Here is an 18,677-nt window from a genome sequence, read left to right on the forward strand (position 1 = left end):
GCGCGTCTTGGGCGCTCCTTGGGCGCCCCTGGACTTTCCGCTATCAGGCGTTTCCTGCCTGCCGCACGGCCGCGACCAGGCTGTCGAGCCGCGTTCCTTCGCAGCTGATCGCCACCCCGTCCGGGAACGCCGGCGCGGTCAGTTTGGTAAGCACCGAGCCGCTGGGCATTTCCACCGCCAGCCGCGCCCCGCGCTCCCAGGCGTGGCGCACCGTGTCCGCCCACAGGACCGGCCTTGCCATGTTGGCGGCCAGGTCGGCACCGATGCGGCGGCCGTCGAAGAGTGCGCGCGCGAGGCTGCTGCTGATCCAGGCGATGCGCGGACGTTCCAGCGCCACCTGGTCCATGGCGCAGGCCAGGGTGCGCGCCTGCTCGTCCAGCAGTTCGCAGTGCGAGGGCACCGGCACCGCCAGGCGTTCGGCGCGTTGGGCGCCCTGGCCGAGTGCGAGTGCGGCCACCGCATCGAGGGCGGCGCCGGCGCCGGCGATCACGACCTGGCGCGGCGCATTCAGGTTGGCCAGATAGACTTCGCTGCCGGGACCATGGACCCGGGCCACCAGCGGCTCGAGCTGCTGGCGGGTCAGGCCGCCGATTGCCGTCATGCCGTAGCCTGACGGGTAGGCGTCTTCCATCAGGCGCCCCCGCAGTTCGACCAGGCGGACCGCGTCGCTGAAAGCCAGGACCCCGGCCGTCACCGCCGCCGGCCAGGCGCCGATCGAGAGGCCGGCCACCATCTTCGGCGCCGCTTCGTGGGCCGCCAGTACCCGCGCCGTCGCGACGCCGGCCACCAGCAGGCAAAGCTGGACCGCCACCGTGGAGCGCAGCGCGTCTTCGCTGTCCAGCGCCAGTACGTCCCGCGACAGTGCGGCGGAGGCCTCGGCCAGCGTGCGCGCGGTTTCCGGATGATCCGGCAGCGTGTGCAGCATCCCGGGTTTTTGCGCGCCCTGGCCCGGGAAGGTGAACAGGACGCTCATGCCGCCTCGCTCGCCGCCGGCTGCGACTGCGGCTGCGGCTGCGGCTCCCAAGGGTTGTCGACCAGTTGCGGGCCGTGCTCGGTTTTCAGCATGGTCTTGCCGCCGCGCGCGTATTCCATCAGCGCGAAGCCGCCGACGCCGGTGTCGATCTGGATGTCGATGCGGCAGCCGTCGTATTCATGCAGGGTGCATAATTCGGCCGTTAATGCAGGCGACAAGGGCTGCGGCGACCGCACCAGCAGATCCAGGTCGCTGGTGGGCCGCAGCACGGGCAGGCCGCTGGCCAGCCAGAAACCGGCGCCGCCGGCCGGACCCCAGTCCAGGTCCAGGTCCCGCAGGCGCGGCGCCAGCGCAAGCAGGGCGGCGATGCAGGGAAGGGCATCCGCGAAACCTTCTACGCGGCCCGGCGCCCGCAGCAGCTCATGGGCCAGCTGCCGCGGCGTGATCCTGCGTGCGATGTCGGCCAGGGCGATGTGGCCGGCGCAGCGCTCGTTGCGCTGCAAGCCGCGCGCGCCGACCGCCACACGCTCCGGCCCGGCCGCCGCGCGCCGCACCACCACCGGCGCCTGCTCCAGCCAGAGCGCGTCCAGCCAGCCGGGCCGGGTAGCGCAGGCGCAGGCATCGAAGGCGTCGGGATGGCGCAGGAACAGCAGGTCGTGCGGCCGCGGCATGTCCATCTCAGCCCACCAGAGAACGGGTCGCGAAGAACAGCAGCGAGGGTCCGAGCAGGCAACCGAGGCCGGTGTGGAAGGTCGCGACCAGGGCGCCGTAGGGAACCAGGGCGCGGTCGGTGGCCGCCAGGCCCGCCGAGACGCCGCTGACGGTGCCGGCCAGGCCGCCGAATACCATCGCCGAGCGCGGCGTGCGCAGGCGCAGGAAGCGCGCCGCCGCTGGCGTGCCGACCATCACCATGATCGATTTCACCAGACCGGTGGCGATGGACAGCGCCATGATGTCGGACGGTGCGCCGATCGCGGCGCCGGTCACCGGGCCGACGATGTAGGTGACGGCGCCGGCGCCGATGGTGGTGATGCTGACGGCGTCGCGGTAGCCGAAGCTCCAGGCCACGCAGGCGCCGACGATGAAGGGCAGCACGGTTCCCAGCAGCAGGGCGGCAACGCCGACCATGCCGGCCTTGCGCGCCTCGACCACCTGCACTTCGAAGGCGGTGGCGGTGATGGCGAAGTCGCGCAGCATGGCGCCGCCCATCAGGCCGACGCCGGCGAACAGCGAAACGTCGGCCAGGCCTTTCTGGCCGCCGGTCTGGATGCCGCCCCAGTAGGCCAGGATCAGGCCGATCAGGATTGCGATCGCCGAGCCGTGCACGCGGCCGAAGGTGAGGCGCTTCGACAGCTGCATGGAGACGATCATCACCACGCCGACCAGCGCGAAGGCCAGTACGAGTCCATTGTGTTTGACGGTTTTTTCGAGCAGTTCCAACATGATCGTCTCCTCAGGCGCGATGCGGCGCGGCGTGTGCCTTGGCTTCCGCCTCGGGCACGTTGCGTTCGGTACGGTTGATCAGCGAGACGAAGCAGGCGCACACCAGTACGCTGCCGAACGCCGCGAGCAGGGCCACCGGGCCGCCGCGCAGGGCCGCGACCACGTTCTGGGTGGCGGCCATCGCCACCACCACCGGGATATACATCGCGCCCCAGAAGCCCACGCCCATCTCGGTGGTCTGCGGCATCAGTCCGCGCTTGTGCAGCCAGAGCCGCGCGCAGATCAGCAGGATCATTGCGATGCCGACCCCGCCGACGTTGGTTTTGACGCCCAGCAGCGCCCCGAGCAGGTCGCCCAGGAAGATGCCGAGCAGGTGGCACACGGCCAGCAAAGCGGTTCCATAGATAATCATGTCTGTCTCCTGTACTTCGTCCAAGAAATGGGGGCGGGCGCCGGATGTTGTTATTGGAGGCGTCCCGCGGGTTCACGCGGCGGTCGTCAGTCGGCGTCCTCCCATTGCGCTTGCAGGAGTTCGCGCACGCGGCGCGAAGCCTGGCGGTGCTGTCCGTTCAACCGGCCGGAGAGATCGCGTTCGCGGTCTTCCAGGATCTCGGCCAGCGCCGCTTCGAGTGCGGCCTGGACGAGGGTGATGTCGCGCTCTCCGGGCAGCGCCAGGTCGTTCAACCGCAGCACCTTCCACAAAATACCCAGCGAGGCGAAGCTCTGGATGTCGTAGGCCATCGGCGGCACGGTGGCGGCCAGCTTTTCCAGCGCCTCGACCGAGCGCAGGGTCACGCGCGCCGCCGAGGCCTTGCCCATTGCATGCACCATCACCGCCGGGTCGTCCAGCGCGATCAGGCGGTTGGCCTGGTAGCCGTGTGCCAGGAAGGCGCCCGACATCGCCAGACCGACGATCAGGCCGATGACCGGATGGCCGGCCTGGCGCGCCTGGGCATAGGCGCCGGCAGCGCCGGCCAGGGCCTGGTGGATGCCGAAGGCTTCTTCGCGCCGGCCATAGGCCTGGCTCGGCACGTCGATCACGGCGACGATAGGGCGTTTCACCGGGGCGTCGCGGTCCATGGCGACCACTTCCTGCACCGCGCTGGCCAGCTGCCAGCCTTCGACCAGGCCGACTTCGCCGTTGCGGGCGCGCGGGAAGCGGTTGTCCGGATCGGGGACCACGGCGATATAGCGGGCCGGCTGGCCGGCCAGCACGGCATCGCAGACCTGGACGGCGGCCCAGTCATGCGCGGTGCGGGCGCCGCCGGTGAGCAGGCGCAGCCACGTGTCGCCACGGGTGAGCTTCTGTTGTTCCATCATGCGTCTCCCTGGATCGGGTTGTAGATTGCGCGCACGTCTTCCGGCGTCGCCTGTTCGCGCGTGTCGACGCGCCGCAGGCAGGCCAGGTAGTGGTCGGCGCGTTCGCTGCGGTGCCGCGCCGGCACGCCCCGGGCGAACAGGCGCAGCACGGTGGCGCGGATTTCGTCGGTGTCATCCGCCACGCAGGCGTCGGCCAGGCCGCTGGCGACGCGCTGCTCGCCGCCGGTCAGGCCCCAGATCAGGCCGCGCTTCTTCGAATCGAACTCCGCGACGCCGGCTTCCTGCTCGATCACCTGCGGTCCGTTCAGGCCGAGCCTCGCTTCCCGTGTCAGCACCAGCCAGGAGCACAGGCCGGCGGCGATCGACATGCCGCCATAGCAGCCCACCGTGCCCGCGCTGACGCCGATCACCGGCTGGTAGCGGCGCAGGTCGACGATGGCGGACTGGATCTCGGCGATGCTGGCCAGGCCCAGGTTGGCTTCCTGCAGGCGCACGCCGCCGGTCTCGAACAGGATCACGGCGCGGGTCGGGATGCCGCGCCGGTTGTCGCGCGCCGCCAGTTCCAGCGCGCCCGCGATCTTGGCGCCGGCGATCTCGCCCATGCTGCCGCCCTGGTAGGCGCCTTCGATGGCCAGCACCACGGTCGGGTGGCCATCCAGCCTGCCCTTGGCGACCACCACGCCGTCGTCGGCCTGGGTCACCAGCTTCTGCATCGCCAGCCAGGGCGAGTGCAGGCGATCGAAGGGGCCTGCCAGCTCGCGCATGCTGCCTGGATCCAGCAGCGCCTGGGCGCGGCTGCGGGCGCCGCGCTCGATGAAGCTGTCGCGCTTCAGCAGGCGGTCGATATTCGGGTCGATGTCGGTGCTCATGGCGTGGTTCCTCCTTGCGTCAGCTCTTCGAAAGCCTGCTCGATGCGCATCCGCACCACGCCCGGCGTCGCGCCGTTGTCGTTGATCTCGATGCGTGCGGCCGGCAGGCTGCCGGATCCCAATACGCGTTCCAGCAGCGCCTTCCAGGTGCCGCCATAGCCGTCCACCGAGGTCTGTACCGCCACCGTGGTGCGGCCCGCATCGCCCGGCTCGAGCAGGACCTCGAGGTCGCCCGAGGCCACGACCCCGGCCACCGTGCGGCCGCCGAGCGGCTGGCCGGCGCCGAATTCGAATTGCAGTCTTTCCATGATTTACTCGTCTCCTTGCGACTGTTCTGTTTCGCTGCCTTGTTCAATGGCGTCCAGCAGCAGCGCCGCCGCCAGCAGGTCCGCGGCGCCGCCCGGCGACACGTGCAGCAGGCGCATGCGCGTCTCCAGGGCGCGCAGGGCCTTGCGGCCGTTCGGCGTGCCGATGCCGCCCAGCGCCAGCACGCGCCGCGCGCCGGCCTGGGTGGCGTCCAGGGCCTTGCGGCCGCCGCGCGCCAGCAGGCAGGTGTCGTCCAGTCGGGCCATCACGGCCAGCAGGGCGTTCACGCGCGCCTGGGCTTCGCTGTCGCCGCGTGCGCGCGACAGCCGCAGCATCGGCAGCGCCTGTCCTACCACGGCCGGGAAGCCGGCTTTCGCCTGGCCGCGGGCGCCGCCGACGCCGTGTTCGCGGCAGGCCAGTTCACCCTTGTTGCCGGTGCTGGCCGGCGCATCGGGATCCTCGATGCGGGCCAGCAGGCCGGCGCCGCCGGCGATCGCCGCGGCGTCCGCCTTGCCCGGGTGGCGCGCGGCGGCGGTGACCAGCAGGCCCAGTGCCCAGATCGCGCCGCGGTGGGTGTTCACGCCGCCGGTGGCCGTCATCATCAGTCCTTCCGCCTCGCGGCCGATGGCGCCGATCTCGCGGCGCAGCGCCGTCGCGTCCGGGATCGCCGCACCTGCTTGCGCCATCCGCAAGAAGGCCGGCCGCAGGGCATTAGCCGAGCGGCACATCAGCAGCCAGGTGAGGTCGCTGTGGGCGCCGCTGCCGCGCATGTCCACCAGGCCGGGTTTCGGGGTCAGCATGGCTTCGTCGACCAGGGCGTCGACGGCCAGCGCGGCCAAGCGCTTGGCCAAGCCGTCCGCCAGACCGGTTGCGCCATGCTGCCGCAATGGATTAAGCGCCGTCATTACCAGCTCCTGAACTTGGCCGGCGGATCGTAAAGGCCGCCGGACCAGTCGACCAGCTCGGCGATGCTCTTGGCCGCCAGCAGCGAGCGGGTGGCCTGGCTGCGCTGCACTTTCAAGTCCTCGGGCAGGGCGATCAGGCCCTGCTCGCGCATGCGGGCGGTCTGCTTCGGATCGTGGCGCAGGCCGATCGGCGTGACGCCGGCCACCGCCGCCAGCATCGCCTTGCGCTCTTCCAGCGAGCGCGCCTTGTACAGGTAGGCGATGCCTTCCTCGGTCAGCACGTGGGTGACGTCGTCGCCGTAGATCATCACCGGCGCCAGCGGCATGCCGCAGTCCTTGCCGACCTCCACCGCATCCAGCGACTCGACGATGGTCGGCGCGCTGCCGTCCTGGAAGGTCTCGACCATCTGCACGACCAGTTTCTTGCCGCGCGCGAGGGGATCGTCGGTTTCGACGAGGTCGAGCCAGGCCGGGGTCGCGTGGCGGCGGCCGTGCGGGTCGTGGCCCATGTTCGGCGCGCCGCCGAAGCCGGTCAGGCGGCCGTGGGTGACGGTCGAGGAGTTGCCGAGACCGTCCATCTGCAGGGTCGAGCCGATGAACAGGTCGACCGCGTACTGGCCGGCCAGCTGGCAGAAGGCGCGGTTCGAGCGCATCGAGCCGTCGCGGCCGGTAAAGAAGATGTCGGGCCGGGCCGCCGTGTAGGCTTCCATGCCGAGTTCCGCGCCGAAGCAGTGCACGCTCTCGACCCAGCCGGATTCGATGGCCGGGATCAGGGTCGGATGCGGGTTCAAGGTCCAGTTGCGGCAGATCTTGCCCTTCAGGCCGAGCTGCTCGCCATAGGTCGGCAGCAGCAGTTCGATCGCCGCCGTGTTGAAGCCGATCCCGTGGTTCAGCGACTGCACCTGGTGGCGCTCGTAGACCCCGCGGATCGCCATCATCGCCATCAGGATGTGCACCGGCTTGATCAGGCGCGGGTCGCGCGTGAACAGCGGTTCGATGTAGAAGGGCTTGTCCGACTGGACCACGAAGTCGATCCAGGAACCGGGGATGTCGACCCGCGGCAGGTCCTTGGGATCGTCGACGATCTCGTTCACCTGGGCGATCACGATGCCGTCGCGGAAGGCGGCCGCTTCGACCAGCGCCGGCGTGTCCTCGGTGCTGGGGCCGGTGTACAGGTTGCCGGCGCGGTCGGCCTTGTAGCCGGCCACCATCACGACGTTCGGCGCCAGGTCGACGTAAAGACGGGCGTATAGCTCGACGTAGGTGTGCAGGGCGCCCACCTGCAGCGTGCCCTCCTGCAGGAATTGCGAGATGCGCAGGCTCTGCGGACCGGCAAAGGCGAAATCGAGCTTGCTGGCGATGCCGCGCTCGAACAGGTCGAGGTGTTCCGGCAGGCTCACGCTCGGCATGATCATGTGCAGCCTGCTGACCCGGCCGGGGTCGACCTGTACCAGGCTGCGCGCCAGGAAATCGGCCTGTTTCTGGTTATTTCCTTCGAGGACCACGCGGTCGCCGCTGACGACCAGCTGTTCCAGCGCCTCCACCAGGCGGCTGCTCTGCAGCACCGGGCCGTCGGCCAGGTGGGCCACCCTGGCCATCCGGCGCTGCTTTTCCTGGCGCCGCGTGTCCCACTGCCGCGGCTGAGGGGCTATGCTTCCCATGGTGTCTCCTTGCATTCGAATTTGAGAGTCTGGTCCCAGCATAGGGAGGCCGGGCTGGCGTTTCAATCAACATGCATAACGAACGTTTACTCTCAGGTTAACGATTTGCGCTAAGCTTGCAGCCATGATCGACGACGAAATCACCCTCAAGAAGCTCGAGGTCTTCCTGGCCTTCATGCGCCTGCACAGCTTAGCCAAGGTGGCGGAAGCGCTGGGCCAGAGCACGGTCAGCGTGCACCGCGCCCTGCATTCGCTCGAGGAGGGCCTGCACTGCCCGCTGTTCGGCCGCGAAGGCCGCAACCTGGTGCCGCTGCCGGCCGCCTTCGTCTTCGCCCGTCACGCCCAGCGCGCGGTCGAGGAAACCGAGGAGGGCATCCGCAGGGCGCGGGAATTGGCCGGGGTGGCCGGCAGCCGGATGAAGATCGGTTCGCTGTATTCGCTGACCCTGCGCTGCGTGCCGCAATTGCTGATGGGCCTGAAGATGCGCCGTCCGGACTTGCAGATCGACCTGACCCTGGGCTCGAACCAGGAACTGCTGCGCAGCCTGACGGAAGGGAAGCTGGACGCCATCGTGATCGGCCTGCAGGCCCCGGTCGAGGATCCGCAGCTGCTGGCGGTGCCGCTGTTCGACGACGAGGTCCACCTGGCGGCGCCGCGCGAGTCGCCCTACGCCGGCCGTGACTACGTCGACCTGCGCGAGCTGCGCGGCGAAAAATTCATCACCCTGGGCGGCGGTTTCGTGACCTCGGACAGTTTCGACCACGCCTTCCAGCAGGCCGGCTACGTGCCCGAGACCATCATGCGGGTCGGCGACATCTTCTCGCTGATTAACCTGGTCGGCGGCGGCATGGGCTACAGCCTGCTGCCCGGCCGCGTGGCCGGCTTCAGCAGCCGCATCGACCTGATCCCGCTGGACGCCCGCTACGGCTCGCGCCAGACCATCACCTTGCTGCTGTCGCGTTCGCGCGAGCGCGACCCCAACCTGCTGGCGCTGGCGGCCGAATGCCGGATGTACGGGACGCGCAGGGACGATCTGCCGCACGGCTGAGCGGCGCGCTGCCGCTGCGCCGTGATCAGAATTCGACCAGGAACAGCCCGATCGACAGGAACATGGCCACCGCCACGCCGATGCGCTTGCGTATGCGGCGCCGGCGCGCCAGCAGGTCGTTCAGGGAGCGGTATCCCAGTGGCCGCCGCATCGACGGCATGCGCTCGCCGATATGTCGCATCTTACGAAAACTCTTCATGTGCTTACCTCCATCCGGTCCCGCAGGACGATAGTCGACAGCCGCCCTACGGATCGGGCGGCACGAAACGTTGTTTGTCTGGAGCTCGGCAAGCGGCGCAACAGGCCCTTGCCGAGCTTAATGAAGCCGGGCGAGGTGACGCGGCGTCTGGAAGGACAGGCCGCTCGAAGAGGAAAATGCGTGACTGAAGGTCATGTTGGCCGGGTAGGTGGTTTGCCATCTGCTGAGCAGCCTGTATATTAGCCCACATTGCCGGATTTTCAAGACCCCGCGTGCCACGGAGGCGAGAATGCGCGATGCGATCGTAGTCGGAGGCGGCCACAATGGCCTGGTGTGCGCCTTTTACCTGGCGCGCGCCGGGCTGAAGGTGACGGTGCTGGAGCAGCGCGGCGTGGTCGGCGGCGCGGCGGTGACCGAGGAATTCCATCCGGGTTTCCGCAACTCGGTCGCGTCCTACACCGTCTCCCTGCTGAACCCGAAGGTGATCCGCGAGATGGACCTGGGCGGCCACGGCCTGCGCGTGGTCGAACGCCCACTCTCGAATTTCCTGCCGCTGGACGAGTCGCGCTACCTGAAGGTCGGCGCCGGCAGGACGGCGGCCGAGGTGGCGAAATTCTCGCCGCGCGACGCCGAACGCCTCGACGACTATGCGCGGCACCTCGACGCCGCCGCCGACCTGCTGCGCGAACTGGTGCTGCAGACGCCGCCCAACCGGGTGCAGGGCGGCTGGCTGGACGCGCTGCCGGAACTGCTCAAGGCGGGACGGCTCGGCAACCGGGTGCGCAAGCTGCCGCTGTCCACCCAGCGCGAACTGCTCGACCTGTTCACCAAATCGGCCGGCGACGTGCTGGACGGCTGGTTCGAGAGCGCGCCGATCAAGGCGGCCTACGGCTTCGACAGCGTGGTCGGCAATTACGCCAGTCCCTACACGCCGGGATCCGCCTACGTGCTGCTGCACCACGTGTTCGGTGAAGTGAACGGGAAGAAGGGCGCCTGGGGCCATGCGATCGGCGGCATGGGCGCCATCACCCTGGCGATGGCGAAGTCGGCGCAGGCGCGCGGCGTCGAGATCCGCACCGGCTGCGCCGTACGCGAAATCCTGCTGGACCAGGGCCGCGCCACCGGCGTCGTCACCGCCGCCGGCGAGCGCCTCGATGCGCGCGTGGTCGTGTCGAACCTGAACCCGCGCCTGCTCTACACCCGGCTGGTCGACCCCGCCGCGCTGCCGGACGATTTTTTGCGGCGCATGCAGGCCTGGCGCTGCGGCTCCGGCACCTTCCGCATGAACGTGGCGCTGTCCGAGCTGCCCGACTTCAGCTGCCTGCCGGGCCGGCAGATGGCGGAACACCACGCCAGCGGCATCGTCATCGCGCCGACGCTGCACTACATGGAGCGTGCCTACCACGACGCCCGCGCCCTCGGCTGGGCGCGCGAACCCATCGTCGAAATGCTGATCCCGTCGACCCTCGACACGACCCTGGCGCCGCCCGGCCAGCATGTGGCCAGCCTGTTCTGCCAGCACGTGGCGCCCCAGCTGCCCGACGGCGCCAGCTGGGACCAGCACCGCGAGCAGGTGGCCGACCTGATGATCGCCACCGTCGACCGCTACGCGCCCAACTTCAGGCGCTCGGTGCTGGGCCGCCAGATCATGAGCCCCCTCGACCTCGAACGCACCTTTGGCCTGGTGGGCGGCGACATCTTCCACGGCGCGCTGGGGCTCGACCAGCTGTTCGCGGCGCGGCCGATGCTGGGCCATGCGGACTACCGCGGGCCGGTGAAGGGGCTCTACACCTGCGGCGCCGGGACGCATCCGGGCGGCGGCGTCACGGGGGCGCCGGGGCACAACGCGGCGCGCGAGGTGTTGCGGGACCTGGCGCGCCGGGCCCGGCGCCGCGCCGGCCACTGAGCTCGCGCAGCAGGCTGGCCGCCTGGACCAGGGCGGCTACATTCCCATCTCGACGAACTGCGGCGGTTTCCACTTCAGCAGCCTGTTTTCGACGGCCGTCAGCAGGTACTCGGCCGCCAGCGCCACTACCGCCAGGACGATCATGGCCGCGAAGACGCCGGCGGCGTTGAACGTGCCCTGCGCCGTCGAGATCAGCAGGCCGATGCCATGGCGCGCGCCGAGGAATTCGCCGACCACGGCGCCGACCAGTGCGAAGCCGAAGCTGACATGCAGGCTGGCCAGGATCCAGCTCAGCGCCGAGGGAAGAACCACCGAGCTGGTCACCTGGCGCGCGCTGGCGCCGAGGATGTAGGCGTTGGCGATCATGTTGCGGTCCGCTTCGCGTACGCCCTGGAAAGCGTTCCCGAACACCACGAAGAACACCATCACGACGGCCAGCGCCACCTTCGAGCCCATGCCCAGGCCGAACATGATGATGAAGATCGAGCCCAGCACCACGCGCGGTATCGCGTTGGCGACCTTGATGTAGATGCTGAAGACGTCGGCCGCCAGCTTGTTGCGGCCCAGGGCAATGCCGCAGACGATGCCCAGCACGCTGCCGATCAGGAATCCGAGCACGGTTTCCTCCATCGTCACCAGGAGTTCGTGCCACAGCGGGCCCTGCGCCGTCCCTTCGGTGAACCAGGCCAGCAACTGCTCGTAGATCGCACTCGGCTGCGAAAAGAAGAAGGGGTCGAGCCAGCCGATCCGGACGCTGGCTTCCCAGGCCGCGATTGTCGCCACTGCCAGGCCGCCCCGCAGCCCGATCACCAGGCGCCTGTAATTCCGTGCGCGCCGCAGGGCATGGCGCTCTTCGGTGCCCGGCGGGGCGGAAGTCATGCTAGTTGTTGTCGTGTTCATGATGTGCTTCGGTTAGATGCTGACTTCGGCCTTCAGATCGGCCCAGATCTGGCGGGACAGCGCGACGAACTCGGGGGTGTAACGCGCTTCCGCCGCGCGCGGACGCGGCAAGGGAATCTCGTACACGCTCTTGACGGAACCTGGCCCCCTGGTGAGCACCACCACCCGATCGGCGAGGGTGATCGCCTCGTCGATGTCGTGCGTGACGAAGACGACCGAGGCCTTGCGTTCCGACCACAGGCCGAGCAGCTCTTCCTGCATCATCGCGCGCGTCTGTACGTCCAGCGCCGAGAACGGTTCGTCCATCAGCAGGATGGCCGGTTCGTTGATGAAGGTCTGCGCCAGGGCTACACGCTTGCGCATGCCGCCCGACAGCTGGTGCGGATAATGGTGCTCGAATCCTTCCAGGCCGACCCGGCGCACCCAATCGGCCGCCTTGGCACGCGCGGCGCCGGGGTCGAGGCCGCGGAAGATCGGGCCGCACGCCACGTTCTCGAGCACGCTCTTCCAGGGGAAGACCGCATCGGCCTGGAACACGAAGCCGATGCGCGGATCGATGCCGGTGACGGGCTTGCCGAACACCTTCACCGAACCGGACGACGGCGGATTGAGCCCGGTGATCATGCCCAGCGTGGTCGACTTGCCGCAGCCGGTCGGGCCGACGATGGCGCAGAACTCGCCTTCCTTCACGTCCAGGCTGAAGTCGCGCAGCGCCTGCGTGACCTTGCCCTGCGGGCTGACGAATCTGCGTCCGACATTATTCAGTTCGATGACGGGAGTGCTCATTACCTGGCTGCTTTCACGAATTCCGTCGTATAGGTCGCCGCCAGGTTGATCGATTTGCCTTCGACCGCCTTGTCGAAGCTGGACAGCACCTTCAGGACGGTGGGGGGACCGTCGGCCGGCATCACGCCGTCCGCGGTAAACATCTGCTTGCCGCTTTCGAGCGCCTCGATGTAGAGCTGCTTGTTGCCCGCATAGTATTCGGGCGGCAGCTTGTCGGCGATCTCCTTCGCGCTGTGGGTGTTGATGTAGCGGAGCGTCTTGACGAAGGCGGCCGCGATTTTCCGCACCTGCTCCTTGTGGCTGTTGACCCAGGACGTCTGCATGTACAGCGAAGCGGCCGGATACGGACCGCCCAACGCCGCCGTGGTGCTCTTCAGGCTGCGCAGGTCGACCAGAACGCTGGCCGCATTGGTCGAGACCAGGCGCGCGATGGTCGGTTCGGTGGTCATGCCTGCATCGATCTTGCCTTGCGCCATGGCGGCAATGAAGGTCGAGCCGGCGCCGACCGGCAGCGTGGTGAATTCGCTGTACTTCACGCCGGCGCGCGAAGCCAGGTACTGGGTCAGGAAGTTGGTGGACGAACCGAGGCCGGTCACGCCCAGGGTCTTGCCCTTGAAGTCGGCCGGCGACTTGATGCGGTCCGCCGCCGCCTTCGACACCAGGATCACTTCGCCCGGTGCCTGGCTGAACTGCACCACCGATTCCACCATCTTGCCGCGCGCCTGCAGGTCGATCGTGTGGTCGTAGAAGCCGACCACGCCCTGGGCCGCACCGGACAGCATTTCGGTCTCGGCGTTGACGCCGGCCGGTTCGCTCAGCAGCTCGATGTCGAGTCCGGTTTCCTTCAGGTAGCCAAGCTGCTCGGCCAGCTTGGCCGGCAGGTAGATCTGTTTTTCCATGCCGCCCACCATGATGGTGATCTTGTCGGCGGCGGCTGCCTGCCCGGCCAGCAGTGCCAACGCGACGGCAGCCAGGGTCTTGTACGGAACGTTCATGAAGTCTCCTTGTTTATTGTTGTCAGGCCGGGACGGCGCAGCAGCGATTCTGCCGCCGCCCGTCGGGCTCGTCGATACGTACTTGCCGCGGCTCAGAAGCGGAAGCGCAAGCCGGTGGCGAGCTGGAACTGCGAGTCCGCGCCATGCGCCTGCGCGGCCTTGTAGCTGCCGTCGGTGCTGAGGTAGTCGGACGCCAGGTACAGTTCGGTACGCTTGTCGAAGTGGTAGAACACCGATCCATACCAGGTCTTGCGCTTGCCGGTGCCGGTGGCCTTGGCGGCCGAGGTGTCGGCATACGCGTTCAGGACGTAGCCGGCGCCGTTGACGGCGGCGTTGGTGGCGTTCATCGTCTGCCAGCCCAGCTCGTAGTCGACGTGGCCGCCCGGGGCAAACTTGGCGGAAATTGTGTAGGCATTGTCGTGGCGGTCACCGATGGCCTTCGGTTGTTCGGCCGTATAGTGGACGTAACCGGTATTCAGGCGCACCATCCCGATCTTGTAGTTGCCGCCGATCGACCAGGAGGTGTGGGTATAGTCGCTGACCACGGCGGTGTTGTAGAAGCCCGACACGTTCAGGGCGCCGCCGTTGTAGGCCAGGGCGACCGACTTGGTCGTGGCTTCACGATTGTTGCCCGGCTCGCCGCCCACCTGGTAGGCCAGGCCTGCCATGATCTTGCCGTAGGCTTTCTTCCAGACGATACCCTTGTCGTAGCGGGTGCCGGTGGCGCTGCCCGAGTAGAAGATGAACTGCTTGAAATCGTTGTTGTTGGTGTAGCCACCCTCGTCATAGGTCACACCGGCGCTGCCGTAGGCGTCGCCGTAGATCTTCGAGAATTCGCGCGCCAGCGTGTTCTGGCGGCCGAAGGTCAGCTTGCCCAGCGTCGGGCTTTGCAAGCCCAGCCAGGCATCGCGGTTGAACAGCACGCCCGGTGTGTCCATATTGCCGGTCGGGATTTCGTATTCGCTTTCGAGCTTGAAGACCGCCTTCAGGCCATCGGTATCGGCGAGCAGGTGCTCGCCCTCGATACCCCAGCGGTTGCCGCTGAACCAGGCCACCGACATGTCGTTCTGGCTGTGGCCGGCGGCGTCGGCATTGGTCTGGCGGCTCATGCTCAGGTCGATCAAGCCGTACAGGCGCACGGTATCACCGCCGCGATGGTAGACCAGGCCGCTGGGGCCCGCGGAGGCGGAGCCCAGCGGGTCGGCCTGATGGCTGGGCTCGTCCTTGGCCGTGGCAGCGCCGGCCGCCGCGGACGCCTGGGCGTCGCGCGCGGCCTGCTGCACTTGCACCAATGCCTGTTGCGCCTGGGTTGCCGCCAGTTGCGCATCGGCGGCCGCTTTTTGCGCCTTCGACAAGGCATCCTGCAATTCCTGAACAGACTGGGCCTGCGCCTGCGCGGCGACGCCCAGGGTACCGAGGACGGCGATTGCCATCAGCTTTTTCATACGGACTCCATCGTTGTTATAGGTGTGGGTGGCTGTAGCCTTTGTTGTTTCAGGCATACGGAACCCACTATAGGGAGGTCAACCCTACAGAATGCCTACAATCAACTTTCTGTCTAAAAAGTAATCTTCAAGACTTGATGTGCGTGGCCGCAAGGGCCATTATTGTTAAGATGAAACTCCTGCTCACCGAAGACAATCGCGACCTGTCGGCCTGGCTGACCCGGCTCCTGAACCAGTCCGGCTATGCGGTCGAACAGGCCTTCAGCGGCGAAGAAGCCGACCTGCTGCTGCGGACCCAGACCTACGATGCGATCCTGCTCGACCTGACCCTGCCGCTGCTGAGCGGGCAGACCTTGCTGCGCCGGCTGCGCAGCCAGGACAACGGCGTGCCGGTGCTGATCATCAGCGCCCAGGATTCGCTGCAGGACATCGTCGAGCACCTGAACCTGGGTGCCGACGACTACCTCGCCAAGCCCTTCGACATCGAGGAGCTCGAAGCGCGCCTGCGCTGCCTGTTGCGACGCGCCAGCGGCACGGCCAACCCGATCTCCCGCTGCGGCAACCTGTGCTACGACAGCAACTCGAAAATCTTCTGCGTGCGCGAGCAGAACCTGCAGCTGACCCCGCGCGAGCACGCGGTGCTGGAGACCCTGATGCGCAAGGTCGGCAAGACGGTATCGAAGCGCGACCTGGCCGACAGCCTGGTGCCGCTGAACGACATGGTCACGCCGAAGGCGCTCGAGGTGTATATCGTGCGCCTGCGCAAGAAGCTGGAAGGCAGCAGTGTCGCCATCATTACCTTGCGCGGCCTTGGCTACATGCTGAGCGCGGTCGAAGGCTGAGCGGATGCACAGCCTCAAATCGCGCCTGGCGGCATGGGTTTTCGTGCCGATCCTGGCCTGCTCGGCGATCGACCTGGTGGTCACCTACCGCAGCGCCGACCGCGTCGCGGCCGAAGTCCAGCACCAGTTGCTGAAAGGATCGGCCCGCATCATCGCCGAGCAACTGGCCGCCGACGGCGGCGCGAGCCCGGCCGGGGTCCCGCCGGCCGCGTTCGAGCTGTTCGCCGACGAAAATCAGGACCGCGTGTTCTATGCGGTGCGGGATGCGGACGGCCGCCTGGTCGATGGCGACGCCGGGCTGGCCGCGCCCTTCCAAATCGGCCGGGGCGAGCAGGACATCTATTTCAAGAGCCGGGTCCGCGGCCAGGCGGTGCGCGTCGTCGCCTATGTCCAGGAACTGCGGGATGGCGGCCGCATCACGGTCGAGGTGGCGCAGACCATGCGCGGCCATGCGGCATTCCGCAAGCGTCTGTTCCTGATCACCGCGCGTGAGCATCTGATACTGCTGGCGATGGTGCTGGCGGCGCTGGTCGTCGCCTTCCGCTCGACCTTGCGCCCCCTGATGCGATTCAGCGAACGGGTCGCGCAGCGCCAGCCGGGGTCGCTCGAGCAACTCGACGCCGATGCCGTGCCGCGCGAGCTGCTGCCCGTCATCGGCGCCCTGAACGGCTACGTGGTCAGGCTGGACCAGACCTTGTCCGCCTATGAGCGCTTCGTCGCCAGTACGGCGCATCACCTGCGTACCTCGTTCGCAATCCTGACGTCGCAGCTGAACTACGGCATGCGCGACGAGCGCGTGACGCCCGAACAGAAGACGCTGCTCGCCGCGATGCAGAACACGACGGTGCAGGGCGCGAAGGTGATCAACCAGCTCCTGATACTGGCCAGCATCGAACAGGGGCGCCAGCACGCCGCCCGTGCTCCCGCGTCCCCGGCCACCACGCTGGGGGACATCGTGACCTCGGTGATCGAGGAGCTGGCACCGCTGGCGCAGCGCCATGACGTCGAACTGGGCCTGGACGCATCCGACGCCAGCCTGGCCCTGCCGACACCGCCGCACCTGCTGCGCGAGATCGCCTTCAATCTGATCGACAACGCCATCAAGTACATGGACGGGCCAGGCGTGGTCAGCGTGCAGGTACGGCGGGCCGGCGAATTCGCGCTGCTGCGCATCGTCGATACCGGCCCGGGCATCGCACCGGCGCATCTCGACCGCGTGTTCGAACGCTTCTACCGTGCCGATCCGGGCAAGCCGAACAGCTTCGGCCTCGGCCTCTCGATCGTCAAGGAGATCTGCGATTCGCTGCAGGGCGAGATCCGTCTGGGCACGCCGGAGCAGGGCAGCGGACTGCAAGTCGACGTGCGGCTGCCCCTGGCGGCGGCCATGCCGGCTTAGCCGCCGTTTGCGCACCGCGGCGCGGGCGCCGGGTCAGCCGCGCAGCCGGTCCAGCCGCAAGCGCTGGCGCTCGTCGCTCAAGGCCCGCACCGCCAGCAGCGCCGCGCCGACCGAGGCCAGGCCGCTGGCGCCGGCCAGCAGGAACATCAGCAGGATCTGGTACTTGACCGCTTCCATCGGATCCATCCCCGCCAGCAGCTGGCCGGTCATGATGCCGGGCAGGGTGATGATGCCGGCCGCCGACATCTGGTTCGCCACCGGGATCATGCCGCGCCGCGTGGCGTTGCGGACCAGCGGCCCGATCGCTTCGCGGAAGGGCGTGCCCAGCGCCAGCCGCGCCTCGATGCGGCCGCGTTCGCGCACCACGCCGTCGAGGATGCCGTCCAGGGCCAGCGAGGCCGCATTCAGCACGCTGCCCAGCACGATGCCCATCAGCGGAATCGCATAGCGCGGCGCATACCAGGGGTCGGGCCGCACCGCCGTGGTCAGGGCCAGCAGCACTGTCGCGAAGCCGGCGCAGGCGACCACCACCGCGCTGATCTGGTAATTCATGTGGCGCTTCAGGCGCTGCTTCGGGCGGGTCGCCACTTCGCGCGCGGCGGCGCCGATCATGAACAGGATCACGGCGGCGGTCGCGGCCGGCGAGGCGCTGGCGAACACGCTGCGCAGCACCAGGCCGACGATGGCCAGTTGCACCACCATCCGCACCGCCGCGACCAGGATCTGGCGGTGTACGCCCAGGCGCAGCGCCAGCGACAGGACGGCGTCGAGCAGGATCAGGAGGGCGGCCGCCAGCAGGTCCCAGGCGCCCAGGTGGATGGCATTCATGGGGTCCTCAGCTTTCCCTGTTCGAGGCGGAAGATGCGGTGCGCCATGCGGCGCGCCTGTTCGGCCGAGTGGGTGACGATCAGGATCGCCATGCCGTCTTTCAGGCGCGCGGCCAGCAGGCTTTCGGCGCGCGCCACCGAGTCCGGATCGAGGGCCGCGGTCGGCTCGTCCAGCAGCAGCACGCGCGGCTGCGTGGCCAGCGAGCGCACCAGCGCCAGGCGCTGGCGCTCGCCGGTGGACAGGCGCTCGATCTCGGTGTCGAGCAGGCTTGTCGCGAGGCCCAGCGCGGCCATCGCTTCCTCCACGAAGCCGCGCTGCGCAGGCGCGAAATGCTCGCCGGCGCTGGCTTCCCACCACGCCGGCTCGGCGGCCTGGTAGACCACCTGGGAGCGCCATGCGGGCGCCGGCATCGAGCTGCCGGCGCGGCCGTCGAGCACGGCCTCGCCCTCGTGCGGATCGAGGTCGGCCAGCATGCGCAGCAGGACGCTCTTGCCGGCCCCGGACGGTCCCTGGATGGCCACGCATTCGCCGGCCTGGACCTCGAAATCGAAGGGGCCGCCGAAGTGCGAGCGCAGGCCGCGCACGCACAGCAGAGGGGAAGGCGCGCTCAACGCAGCCAGGCCCGCAGCACGTCGGCGCTCTGTTCCATGCCCGATTTCAGGCGGCGTCCGGCCTTGGCCGCGATCCCGAAGGCGAGGACGGCTTCGTCCCGGTTCAGTCCCGACGCCAGCGCCCGTTCGACCACGTGAGCGGTCAGCGTCCCGAGGCGCTCGACCCGCTCGCCATCCATATTCCCCAGCTTCAGCATGTTGTCTCCCATCGATCACCCGGCCAGTTCCGGCCCGGTCGTTGTAT

General features: G+C 68.4%; 21 protein-coding genes. 4 read left to right on the forward strand and 17 right to left on the reverse strand.

Features of this window, described 5'->3' with window-relative positions; all coding sequences use genetic code 11:
• Positions 1–43 precede the first annotated feature (43 nt).
• From mdcH to mdcA, 9 genes are all read right to left on the reverse strand, one after another.
• Positions 44–973, reverse strand: a complete 930-nt coding sequence (mdcH, locus tag AC1DOP_RS21605) for a malonate decarboxylase subunit epsilon (protein WP_477253269.1) — start codon at positions 971–973, stop codon at positions 44–46.
• Positions 970–1,644, reverse strand: a complete 675-nt coding sequence (locus tag AC1DOP_RS21610; protein ID WP_477253271.1) for a malonate decarboxylase holo-ACP synthase — start codon at positions 1,642–1,644, stop codon at positions 970–972. Before AC1DOP_RS21610 ends, mdcH begins: the two co-directional genes overlap by 4 nt.
• A 7-nt stretch (positions 1,645–1,651) precedes the next feature.
• Positions 1,652–2,416, reverse strand: coding sequence for a malonate transporter subunit MadM (gene madM, locus AC1DOP_RS21615; RefSeq protein WP_442123320.1), 765 nt, complete (start codon positions 2,414–2,416; stop codon positions 1,652–1,654).
• Positions 2,417–2,426: 10 nt separating this feature from the next.
• Positions 2,427–2,828, reverse strand: coding sequence for a malonate transporter subunit MadL (madL, locus tag AC1DOP_RS21620; protein ID WP_442123319.1), 402 nt, complete (start codon positions 2,826–2,828; stop codon positions 2,427–2,429).
• Between the two features lie 86 nt (positions 2,829–2,914).
• Positions 2,915–3,736 carry a biotin-independent malonate decarboxylase subunit gamma gene (mdcE, locus tag AC1DOP_RS21625; protein WP_477253273.1) on the reverse strand — a complete coding sequence of 274 codons (822 nt, stop codon included), beginning with the start codon at positions 3,734–3,736 and terminating at the stop codon, positions 2,915–2,917.
• Positions 3,733–4,605: a biotin-independent malonate decarboxylase subunit beta gene (locus AC1DOP_RS21630; RefSeq protein WP_477253275.1), complete on the reverse strand. Its 873-nt coding sequence runs from the start codon at positions 4,603–4,605 to the stop codon at positions 3,733–3,735. The genes mdcE and AC1DOP_RS21630 overlap by 4 nt, the downstream gene beginning before the upstream one ends.
• On the reverse strand, positions 4,602–4,913 hold the full coding sequence (locus tag AC1DOP_RS21635; protein ID WP_477253277.1) for a malonate decarboxylase subunit delta: 312 nt from the start codon (positions 4,911–4,913) through the stop codon (positions 4,602–4,604). Before AC1DOP_RS21635 ends, AC1DOP_RS21630 begins: the two co-directional genes overlap by 4 nt.
• 3 nt (positions 4,914–4,916) lie before the next feature.
• Complete coding sequence (locus AC1DOP_RS21640) at positions 4,917–5,816, reverse strand: triphosphoribosyl-dephospho-CoA synthase (RefSeq protein ID WP_477253279.1); 900 nt, start codon at positions 5,814–5,816, stop codon at positions 4,917–4,919.
• Complete coding sequence (mdcA, locus tag AC1DOP_RS21645; protein WP_477253281.1) at positions 5,816–7,477, reverse strand: malonate decarboxylase subunit alpha; 1,662 nt, start codon at positions 7,475–7,477, stop codon at positions 5,816–5,818. The genes AC1DOP_RS21640 and mdcA overlap by 1 nt, the downstream gene beginning before the upstream one ends.
• A gap of 124 nt (positions 7,478–7,601) precedes the next feature.
• On the opposite strand from mdcA, the gene AC1DOP_RS21650 reads away from it, so the two are divergent.
• Positions 7,602–8,525 (forward strand): LysR family transcriptional regulator, encoded by a 924-nt coding sequence (locus AC1DOP_RS21650; protein ID WP_477253283.1) that lies wholly within the window; start codon positions 7,602–7,604, stop codon positions 8,523–8,525.
• Between the two features lie 25 nt (positions 8,526–8,550).
• On the opposite strand, the gene AC1DOP_RS21655 is transcribed toward AC1DOP_RS21650, so the two are convergent.
• A complete protein-coding gene (locus tag AC1DOP_RS21655) occupies positions 8,551–8,724 on the reverse strand; it encodes a hypothetical protein (RefSeq protein ID WP_442123312.1) in 174 nt (57 codons plus the stop codon).
• Between the two features lie 289 nt (positions 8,725–9,013).
• On the opposite strand from AC1DOP_RS21655, the gene AC1DOP_RS21660 reads away from it, so the two are divergent.
• Positions 9,014–10,630 carry a phytoene desaturase family protein gene (locus tag AC1DOP_RS21660; protein ID WP_442123311.1) on the forward strand — a complete coding sequence of 539 codons (1,617 nt, stop codon included), beginning with the start codon at positions 9,014–9,016 and terminating at the stop codon, positions 10,628–10,630.
• Between the two features lie 36 nt (positions 10,631–10,666).
• Here AC1DOP_RS21660 and AC1DOP_RS21665 read toward each other — a convergent pair whose 3' ends face one another.
• The 4 genes from AC1DOP_RS21665 to AC1DOP_RS21680 form a co-directional block, all read right to left on the reverse strand.
• On the reverse strand, positions 10,667–11,530 hold the full coding sequence (locus AC1DOP_RS21665) for an ABC transporter permease (protein WP_442123310.1): 864 nt from the start codon (positions 11,528–11,530) through the stop codon (positions 10,667–10,669).
• Positions 11,531–11,542: 12 nt separating this feature from the next.
• Entirely contained in the window at positions 11,543–12,316 is a 774-nt protein-coding gene (locus tag AC1DOP_RS21670) for an ABC transporter ATP-binding protein (RefSeq protein WP_442123309.1), read from the reverse strand.
• Positions 12,316–13,311, reverse strand: coding sequence for an ABC transporter substrate-binding protein (locus AC1DOP_RS21675; RefSeq protein WP_442123308.1), 996 nt, complete (start codon positions 13,309–13,311; stop codon positions 12,316–12,318). The genes AC1DOP_RS21670 and AC1DOP_RS21675 overlap by 1 nt, the downstream gene beginning before the upstream one ends.
• A 92-nt stretch (positions 13,312–13,403) precedes the next feature.
• Positions 13,404–14,756 (reverse strand): porin, encoded by a 1,353-nt coding sequence (locus AC1DOP_RS21680; RefSeq protein WP_442123307.1) that lies wholly within the window; start codon positions 14,754–14,756, stop codon positions 13,404–13,406.
• Positions 14,757–14,926: 170 nt separating this feature from the next.
• Between AC1DOP_RS21680 and AC1DOP_RS21685 the strand changes: the two genes are divergently transcribed.
• Positions 14,927–15,598 (forward strand): response regulator, encoded by a 672-nt coding sequence (locus AC1DOP_RS21685; protein ID WP_442123306.1) that lies wholly within the window; start codon positions 14,927–14,929, stop codon positions 15,596–15,598.
• A gap of 4 nt (positions 15,599–15,602) precedes the next feature.
• Positions 15,603–16,994 carry a sensor histidine kinase gene (locus tag AC1DOP_RS21690; RefSeq protein WP_477253287.1) on the forward strand — a complete coding sequence of 464 codons (1,392 nt, stop codon included), beginning with the start codon at positions 15,603–15,605 and terminating at the stop codon, positions 16,992–16,994.
• A gap of 33 nt (positions 16,995–17,027) precedes the next feature.
• Here AC1DOP_RS21690 and AC1DOP_RS21695 read toward each other — a convergent pair whose 3' ends face one another.
• Genes AC1DOP_RS21695 through AC1DOP_RS21705 form a run of 3 tightly spaced genes read right to left on the reverse strand, consistent with a single transcriptional unit; the run spans position 17,028 to position 18,630 of the window.
• On the reverse strand, positions 17,028–17,822 hold the full coding sequence (locus tag AC1DOP_RS21695) for an ABC transporter permease (protein ID WP_442123304.1): 795 nt from the start codon (positions 17,820–17,822) through the stop codon (positions 17,028–17,030).
• On the reverse strand, positions 17,819–18,433 hold the full coding sequence (locus tag AC1DOP_RS21700) for an ABC transporter ATP-binding protein (protein ID WP_442123303.1): 615 nt from the start codon (positions 18,431–18,433) through the stop codon (positions 17,819–17,821). The genes AC1DOP_RS21695 and AC1DOP_RS21700 overlap by 4 nt, the downstream gene beginning before the upstream one ends.
• Positions 18,430–18,630, reverse strand: a complete 201-nt coding sequence (locus AC1DOP_RS21705; protein WP_477253290.1) for a hypothetical protein — start codon at positions 18,628–18,630, stop codon at positions 18,430–18,432. The genes AC1DOP_RS21700 and AC1DOP_RS21705 overlap by 4 nt, the downstream gene beginning before the upstream one ends.
• Positions 18,631–18,677 lie beyond the last annotated feature (47 nt).

The sequence above is a fragment of the Massilia sp. 01N410 genome, assembly GCF_056399665.1.

Excerpts from the sequence above, each read along its gene's own strand:
- mdcH (WP_477253269.1), bottom strand. The coding sequence starts at position 973 with ATGAGCGTCCTGTTCACCTTCCCGGGCCAGGGCGCGCAAAAACCCGGG.
- AC1DOP_RS21610 (WP_477253271.1), bottom strand. The coding sequence starts at position 1,644 with ATGCCGCGGCCGCACGACCTGCTGTTCCTGCGCCATCCCGACGCCTTC.
- madM (WP_442123320.1), bottom strand. The coding sequence starts at position 2,416 with ATGTTGGAACTGCTCGAAAAAACCGTCAAACACAATGGACTCGTACTG.
- madL (WP_442123319.1), bottom strand. The coding sequence starts at position 2,828 with ATGATTATCTATGGAACCGCTTTGCTGGCCGTGTGCCACCTGCTCGGC.
- mdcE (WP_477253273.1), bottom strand. The coding sequence starts at position 3,736 with ATGATGGAACAACAGAAGCTCACCCGTGGCGACACGTGGCTGCGCCTG.
- AC1DOP_RS21630 (WP_477253275.1), bottom strand. The coding sequence starts at position 4,605 with ATGAGCACCGACATCGACCCGAATATCGACCGCCTGCTGAAGCGCGAC.
- AC1DOP_RS21635 (WP_477253277.1), bottom strand. The coding sequence starts at position 4,913 with ATGGAAAGACTGCAATTCGAATTCGGCGCCGGCCAGCCGCTCGGCGGC.
- AC1DOP_RS21640 (WP_477253279.1), bottom strand. The coding sequence starts at position 5,816 with ATGACGGCGCTTAATCCATTGCGGCAGCATGGCGCAACCGGTCTGGCG.
- mdcA (WP_477253281.1), bottom strand. The coding sequence starts at position 7,477 with ATGGGAAGCATAGCCCCTCAGCCGCGGCAGTGGGACACGCGGCGCCAG.
- AC1DOP_RS21650 (WP_477253283.1), top strand. The coding sequence starts at position 7,602 with ATGATCGACGACGAAATCACCCTCAAGAAGCTCGAGGTCTTCCTGGCC.
- AC1DOP_RS21655 (WP_442123312.1), bottom strand. The coding sequence starts at position 8,724 with ATGAAGAGTTTTCGTAAGATGCGACATATCGGCGAGCGCATGCCGTCG.
- AC1DOP_RS21660 (WP_442123311.1), top strand. The coding sequence starts at position 9,014 with ATGCGCGATGCGATCGTAGTCGGAGGCGGCCACAATGGCCTGGTGTGC.
- AC1DOP_RS21665 (WP_442123310.1), bottom strand. The coding sequence starts at position 11,530 with ATGAACACGACAACAACTAGCATGACTTCCGCCCCGCCGGGCACCGAA.
- AC1DOP_RS21670 (WP_442123309.1), bottom strand. The coding sequence starts at position 12,316 with ATGAGCACTCCCGTCATCGAACTGAATAATGTCGGACGCAGATTCGTC.
- AC1DOP_RS21675 (WP_442123308.1), bottom strand. The coding sequence starts at position 13,311 with ATGAACGTTCCGTACAAGACCCTGGCTGCCGTCGCGTTGGCACTGCTG.
- AC1DOP_RS21680 (WP_442123307.1), bottom strand. The coding sequence starts at position 14,756 with ATGAAAAAGCTGATGGCAATCGCCGTCCTCGGTACCCTGGGCGTCGCC.
- AC1DOP_RS21685 (WP_442123306.1), top strand. The coding sequence starts at position 14,927 with ATGAAACTCCTGCTCACCGAAGACAATCGCGACCTGTCGGCCTGGCTG.
- AC1DOP_RS21690 (WP_477253287.1), top strand. The coding sequence starts at position 15,603 with ATGCACAGCCTCAAATCGCGCCTGGCGGCATGGGTTTTCGTGCCGATC.
- AC1DOP_RS21695 (WP_442123304.1), bottom strand. The coding sequence starts at position 17,822 with ATGAATGCCATCCACCTGGGCGCCTGGGACCTGCTGGCGGCCGCCCTC.
- AC1DOP_RS21705 (WP_477253290.1), bottom strand. The coding sequence starts at position 18,630 with ATGCTGAAGCTGGGGAATATGGATGGCGAGCGGGTCGAGCGCCTCGGG.